Below are 6,765 nucleotides of genomic sequence, written 5' to 3'. Positions count from 1 at the left end.
GCATCCACGAGAGCCTCATCCCGAGGCGCCCCGCAGGGGCCTCGAAGGACGAGGCGGGCACGCCGGCCACCTCGCTAGTTTTCACGGCAGAGCCGTTCCAGCTTCAGCATGCAGCCAATGAGCTACCCGGCATTGGCGGCCGCGGGCCTCCTGCGCGCCCGGACAATCTGTCCGATATCGTTGTCATATCGATCATCGGGGAAGTTTATATTCCACATGAGGCGACGCAACGACTCCGGAGCAACATTGCGATAACCAAGTTCCTCCAGGCGGAGCAGAAGCAGCAAATGGTCGGTAACAACGATCAGCCGGGCGTAAGCACTGAGCTGATACAACGCCGGACGCATGGCGGCATATGAGTTGAAGCCGAACGACGCGGCGATTGCCTCATCGAAGTGCGACGATTTGATATGAGGATATTGGCCCCGCAAAGCTTGCTTTAAAGTGACGACGTTGGAAGGCGAGAACCTGATGGATGGGTTCAACATGGGACGATCCAGTGCTCTGGTCGAAGTCCGCCGATTACACTTCGACCTTGAGGAACACGGTCGTCGAGAAACCTCACATGCCCTTCAACCCGGCAGCAGGTTCGGATAGGCTTCCAGGCTCATACCCTAACCGTCAAACAGTTCACCATCAAGGTATAAGGTCATCCTGCGGCCAACGAGATTTGTTGGCGCAACGACATGCGACATCGCACACCTGAACGATTGCCCGCGACGTCCGTTGTCCGCGGCACTCAGATGAATGCAAGGAGCAACGCTGGAGCGCGCCCTTCGACACCCGGCCTCCGACCCGCGCGCATCAAGATGAGGACGTTGGAGGATGCCGCGCCCTCGATATGGGGCGCGGGCATTCGGCGACGCGACAACGGGCACTGAAGAACCCACACCGACATCCAAGAGAGCCTCATCCTGAGGCGCCCCGCAGGGGCCTCGAAGGACGAGGCGGGTGCGCCAACCCCCGACGCCGAATGAACGCAAGAAGCAACGTTGCGGCGCGTCCTTCGAGGCTCCGGCCTTCGGCCTGCGCGCCTCAGGATGAGGGCGCTGAAGGATGCCGCACCCTTAGGCGCAGGCCTTGGCTTTCTGCATCGCCGCCCTAAGGACGAGCTGGGATCAGCTCTGCAAAGGGCGGGCGGCGAGTATCCGCAATTAGGTCGTAAACTCATAAACTTGGGATTCTAAGCTGACAGTCCGTGGTCGCTTCTTCTCAGAAGGATGCTGTTCAGGTAGCGTTGTCAAATGGATGTTTTAGACTGGTTTTCGCGCTGGTACGAAGCGCAGTGTGACGGGGACTGGGAACACGGCTTCGGTCCGTCGATCAGCACGGTAGACAATCCTGGTTGGTCGTTGAAGATCGATCTCGCCGGGACAGACTGTGATGGTCGGACACTCGAACGGATCACGCACAATTACGGGCACGAAGCCGACTGGTGGACATGCTGGACGGAGAATAACGTGTTTCACGGCGTTGGCGGTCCTCTTCACCTTCGATCCGTTCTTGAGGCATTTCGAGACTGGGCAATGATCGTCTCGCCATCCCTACCGGACTAGCCGCACACTCAGAAACGGGGTTCACATACGGGTACGTCTTTGATTCACTGAGGCCGTGGATTTGGAGGCCTCTCATGACCCGTCGCCGGTTTGATCTCACCGATTTCGAGTGGACAGTTATTCAACCCTTGTTGCCGAATAAGTCGCGCGGCGTGCCCCGCGTTGACGACCGCCGGGTGATAAACGGCATCTTGTGGCGGCTCCGGACAGGCTCGCCCTGGGCAGACGTTCCGGATCGATATGGTCCGTATACCACCTGCCACAACCGGTTCGTGCGATGGCGCAAGGCGGGGGTCTGGGATTATGTTCTGGGCGAGATTTCCAAGGCTTTCGATGGCGATATCGTCATGATCGACAGCTCCTGTGTCCGTGTTCATCAGCATGCGGCGACGGGAAAAAGGGGGATCAAGGCGATGGCTGCATGGGACGCTCCCGTGGCGGCTTGACCACCAAAATCCACGCTGTTGTCGATGCAGATGGCCGACCGATCCGTCTCGCGCTCACGGCCGGCCAGGCCCATGACGGCCGCATGGCAGAACCATTGTTAAAGACAATTTCCAAGGGGGCGATCCTGCTGGCGGACAAGGCCTACGATACCAACGCTATACGAGCATTTGCAAAGCAACGGCAGGCATGGGCCAATATCCCTACCAAGAGCAATCGGAAGGGTAGCTTCCCTTTCAGCCAATGGGTTTACCGACAGCGCAATCTCGTTGAGCGTTTCTTCAGTAAACTCAAACAGTTCAGAGGCATCGCCACCCGTTACGACAAAGCCCCAATGAACTTCCTCGCCGCTGTCAAATTGGCAGCAGTAAGAATCCGGATCAGATCGTTATGAGTCTACGGCCTAGTTCCGAATGGGTTGTCCGCGGACAACAGGCACCCACTCCAGAGCGGCGCGATGCAAGTTGTCCGCGGACAACGGCAAGCAGAATCCGCATACCTTCCTCGGACCTGCGCCCATTTCGTCCTTCCTCCAGCGCGTCACCTCTCATGATCCAAACCGCCAAGCTTGAATCTGCCGCATCGCGACACTACCTGCTGGTGAACCGAAGCGCTCACCCCTCCGAGCCGCTTCGGTTCGACGGACAGCATTCCTCCTCCCAGGCTGTCGGTCCCTATCGAAGCCCGGCGCCCTCTCCCGCGCCGGGCTGTCGTTTGTCGGCGAGCCGCTGCCATCGCCGGACGGGCAACCTCTCCCAATCTTTCCACTACCTGAATAAGTGTTTCAGGGCTCGTCGCAACAGAGCGCCCATTGATCGCCGATATACCAGCAGCGTCCTATCCGCGGGTCCGTCTTCCAGAGCAGGCTCTTGACGAACTCGATGCCGCCGCGTTTGAAGGCGACCGTCAGCGCCTCGATCTCGGCCTCATCGATCGTCAATCCACCATCGGCGCAGACGAAATAGGCCGTGCCGATCCAACGCGCCGCAAACCCACGCGCACCGCGCTCGATACGAAGCGCGGCGCCGTGGTAGGCATGACGACCGCCATTCGTCGACGGTCGGCCCTGGCGCGGTACGCCGAGCGGCAACACCAAGCGCCCTCCCGGCCGCAGACTTTCGATCCAGGGCTCTGCGGGACGCCCGACGGCGAAGTTCACGTAGATCGCGTCCATCTCTTGCCGCGGCCAATGATTGCCGTCGGCGATGATGACGCTGACATTGGCCCGATCGGCAAGCGCTGACCGAGCGTGGCCGGCCAGATTGGGATCCATCTCGATGGCATAGACATGACCGGTGGCGCCCACCAGCTCCGAAAGAACAGCACTGTAGTAGCCGGTGCCCGCGCCGATATGGGCGATGCGATCACCGATTTGAACGTCCAGCTCCGCCAGCAGCCGGGCATGCAGCGACGGGCTACCATTGTTGACGCCCTTGTCGGGCTGCAAGGCGAACAGCACATCCTGATAAGCCAACACCAAATCGGCGGAAAGCAGCGGGCGATATCCCCCACCCAGATTGGCGATTTGCCATGGCGGCGCGCCGAGGAATTTCTCACGAGGCACGACGGCAAAGGCGGCCTCGATCCGCGGGTTCGTCGTTCCGGCGGTTGCCGCCGCCACCTGTCGGGCGTAAGCGCGGCGGACCACCGCAAGTTCGTCGGCCGTGAACATCGCAGTCGGCATGGCTGATCTCCGGAGGTGGCTTCGATCTGCTCCGTTTTACGTCTCGCGTGTTAAGATCTATCATTATCGCCAGTCGATAGCACTCTTAGTAGCGCGGCATTCATGACGGAAGTTAATCGCCACTTTTCTTCCTTTGCAGAAAACTACATTGTTACGTCAGTGGCTTACTCTTCCTCGTACAAGATTCGATCCATCGCAGCTTAGCCAGACGCATTGGATGGCGTGATATGTCGGCCATCCGCGACGTCCCTCTGGCGCCCACTTTGAAAAGGGATTGAGCTTTTCATCAAGCCATGCCATATGCGCCGACACTCCGTATTGCCGCGGCTGCTGAACCTAGGCACACACGGAGAACCACATGAACGCGCCATCATTCATCTGCCGCACCAGCAACATTGCTGGGCATGTCATCAGGTCGGTCGTTGCACACGACGAACCGGAGCAGAGTTTTTTACATTCACTTGCGGACCTTGCGAGCGCTCTGCCATCGCCGGAGGCGTTGGCTCAAAAGAGGGCATCGCTTCGTGCTGTCGTCACGACCCCCGACTTTCATCCCGGTAAACCCGTCCCCGTCGGCGTCGTCGCTGATCTAGAAGGTGCGGTTCTCCCGCACATGATCGGCTCTGACATCGGATGCGGGATGCGCATGGTTGTTCTCGAAAACGTTACGGCAGATCAACTATCGACACCGCTTCTCGACCATCATCTTCGCCATCTCTTCTTTCAGGGCGGACGTGATATCGCCCTAACGGGTTTGGACCGTCACGCAATTCTACGCGAGGGTCTACCTGGGCTCCTTGATAACCTACAACGGACGAGTACTGGCCTGCTCTCCAAACTCGATCTTTCGCGGGCGTGGGTCGATCTCGAACGGCATTCGGACAACGGCGTTTTCTCATGTGAGGACATCGATCCAGACTTCGCAGACTATGCGCAGGTCGATGACGAGCACCGCCGCGATGCTATCCTCGGCACGGTCGGTGGTGGGAACCACTTCGCGGAACTCGGTTACGTCGATCATGTAGCAGATGGCGCATTTGCCCGAGCTGCCGGACTGAAGTCCGGCTCAGTCGTCCTGGTCGTCCACTCCGGCTCTCTCGACTTTGGACAGCGAGTAGGCACGGCAACAAAAGAGAGAGCGAGAATTGCTTCCAGATCTGGCGAGGACTGGCGGGTGCTCTCTATGGAAATGCAGCCGCACCTCTACAGAAGATACTTGGATGGTCATGCGAATGCTGTGAATGCCGCCTTCGCCAACCGCTTCTTTATCGGGCTGGCTGCGGTGGAGGCCGTAGCGCGCGCTTTGGGACGAGAAGTCGACCATCGTCTCGTCTATGACGCCCCACACAACACTGTTTGGCAAGACGGAAATATCGCACGCCACAGAAAGGGTGCGTGCCCAGCCAGGGGTGTTGGTGTCATGGCCTCCAGTCCATATGAATGGCTCGGCGAACCGGTCATCGTTCCCGGCTCCATGGGCGATGGCACGTGGCTACTTGCTGGATGCGGCTCGAGCGAATTTCTGGAGTCGGCTGCTCATGGAGCGGGGCGCAAGCTATCGAGGCAGGAAGCGCGCTCGAAAACGAATATCGGCAGTGAGCTGCGTGTAGTCGGTCCCGTCGACCCTCGAAGCCCGGCTTTGCGGGGCCGGCAGGATATTGCGGCCGAAATCCAGGCGCGGCTCAAGGAAGAGGCGCCGGCGGCATACAAGCCAATCGACAGCGTTGTGGCACCAATGGTCGAAGCGGAGATGATAACAAAGGTTGCGAGGATCAAGCCACTCATCACGGTGAAGGGATGATACACGCGGCAATGACCAGAGACGTGCAGCCTTAAGAGCAGGCCGCCCTCGACCATTCAGACGTGCGGCATCGCACGCTTCATGGCGTTTACGCTGAAACGCTTCTTGATCCTGTCGACGGGCGTCCCGTCCTGAAGCGGAACCTGGACCACACTGTCATAGGTCTCAAAGCCCATCTTCGCGTAATAGCCAAGGCCGCTGATATTGTCGGCGCGGATGGTCGCATTGATGAATTCGAGCTTGAACTCTTCCGCTGCCGCCAGCGTCGCGGGGAAAAGCGCGCTGCCGACGCCTGCGGTCTTCGGCTTCATACGGGCAAAGGTGGCGATGTCGGCGACGCCTTTCGGCGGATCGCCGTATAAGCTTAGCGATTGAAAGCCGACCAGCGACTGATTGTGCTCGGCCACATGACAGGCAAGCGGAAATTCGCCATCGATGAACCAGTCGGCAAACTCGGCGGCCGAAAGCGGGGTCTCGAGCGCGGTCGTTCCGCCGGCGCGGATGATCTCGTTCAGGAGAGCGCTCAGCTCCTCCGCGTCGGAGGAGACGGCTTTTCGGATATGCATGTCTTGGCTACCTCGTCGTGAGCCAACAACCTATCGGCGAGATTTTGAGATGACAAGTCTGAGCTAGCCATCCGCGCCTCGAACGAAATTGGTTATGGAAGCGATGACGATCGCAGCCGATGCCGCGCCGGGGTCGATATGGCCGATCACCCGATCGCCCAGCCGCGATGCCCGCCCCTTGGCGGCCGTCATATCCCTCGTCGCTTCGCAGCCCAGGCGCGCCGCCCGCTCGGCCAGATCAAAACATTCGCGAAGGGAGGCTCCCGATGCCCAGGCCTCGAGCGCCGCATCGGCTGCGGGCCTCCAGGCATCGACCATGGTCTTTTCGCCGGGCTCGGCCTTGCCGCGCTCCTCAATCCCTTGCGCCATCGCCGCGAAGGCGCGCAGAAACTCCTCGTCGCCGAGTTCCGGCCTGTCCTTGACGGCGGCTCCGGCGCGCATGAAGGCCGTCGCGTAGAGCGGGCCCGAGGATGCGCCGACCGCATTCAGGAATGCCTTTGCCGCAGTGTTGAAGGCGGTCGTCGGCGCCGCCTGCGCGGGGTCGAGTGCTGCGACCGCCTTGGCCGCCGCCTCACAGCCGGCATCCATGGCGAGGCCGTGATCGCCGTCGCCGATCGCGCCGTCCAGCTCGCAGAGGTGGCCGCGCTGCGCCGAGATATCCTCGGCGATCAGGGCAAAGAGGCGCTGCAGATCCTTCGTCGTGATCACCATCGG

The 6,765-nt window shown here is 60.2% G+C and carries 7 protein-coding genes; 3 read left to right on the top strand and 4 right to left on the bottom strand.

All coding sequences use genetic code 11. From position 1 onward, the window contains the following. Positions 1–122: 122 nt before the first annotated feature. On the bottom strand, positions 123–488 hold the full coding sequence (locus AF337_RS39815) for a hypothetical protein (RefSeq protein ID WP_082336757.1): 366 nt from the start codon (positions 486–488) through the stop codon (positions 123–125). Positions 489–1,244: 756 nt separating this feature from the next. Between AF337_RS39815 and AF337_RS39810 the strand changes: the two genes are divergently transcribed. After that, complete coding sequence (locus tag AF337_RS39810; RefSeq protein ID WP_082336756.1) at positions 1,245–1,556, top strand: immunity 53 family protein; 312 nt, start codon at positions 1,245–1,247, stop codon at positions 1,554–1,556. Positions 1,557–1,630: 74 nt separating this feature from the next. Next, positions 1,631–2,394, top strand: a protein-coding gene (locus AF337_RS39805; RefSeq protein WP_152970934.1) for an IS5 family transposase whose coding sequence is annotated in 2 segments (ribosomal slippage) — positions 1,631–1,946 and positions 1,946–2,394 — 765 coding nt in all. Because the reading frame shifts where the segments join, the coding sequence is not laid out codon by codon here. 390 nt (positions 2,395–2,784) lie between these two features. Here AF337_RS39805 and AF337_RS06445 read toward each other — a convergent pair. Further along, entirely contained in the window at positions 2,785–3,684 is a 900-nt protein-coding gene (locus tag AF337_RS06445; protein WP_049731481.1) for a protein-L-isoaspartate O-methyltransferase family protein, read from the bottom strand. A gap of 358 nt (positions 3,685–4,042) precedes the next feature. Between AF337_RS06445 and AF337_RS06440 the strand changes: the two genes are divergently transcribed. Beyond that, positions 4,043–5,485, top strand: a complete 1,443-nt coding sequence (locus AF337_RS06440) for an RNA-splicing ligase RtcB (RefSeq protein WP_049731480.1) — start codon at positions 4,043–4,045, stop codon at positions 5,483–5,485. Between the two features lie 56 nt (positions 5,486–5,541). On the opposite strand, the gene AF337_RS06435 is transcribed toward AF337_RS06440, so the two are convergent. Together AF337_RS06435 and dhaL are read right to left on the bottom strand one after the other, a co-directional pair. Next, a complete protein-coding gene (locus AF337_RS06435; RefSeq protein ID WP_049731479.1) occupies positions 5,542–6,051 on the bottom strand; it encodes a GNAT family N-acetyltransferase in 510 nt (169 codons plus the stop codon). A 63-nt stretch (positions 6,052–6,114) separates the two neighbouring features. Further along, the gene (gene dhaL / locus AF337_RS06430) at positions 6,115–6,762 is read right to left on the bottom strand and encodes a dihydroxyacetone kinase subunit DhaL (protein ID WP_049731478.1); all 648 of its coding nucleotides are present in this window, start codon (positions 6,760–6,762) and stop codon (positions 6,115–6,117) included. Positions 6,763–6,765 lie beyond the last annotated feature (3 nt).

Source organism: Rhizobium ecuadorense, from assembly GCF_001187535.1.
GTDB lineage: Bacteria > Pseudomonadota > Alphaproteobacteria > Rhizobiales > Rhizobiaceae > Rhizobium > Rhizobium ecuadorense.
Note: the sequence above shows the minus strand (reverse complement) of the source record. Positions and strands in the feature narration are given on the sequence as shown.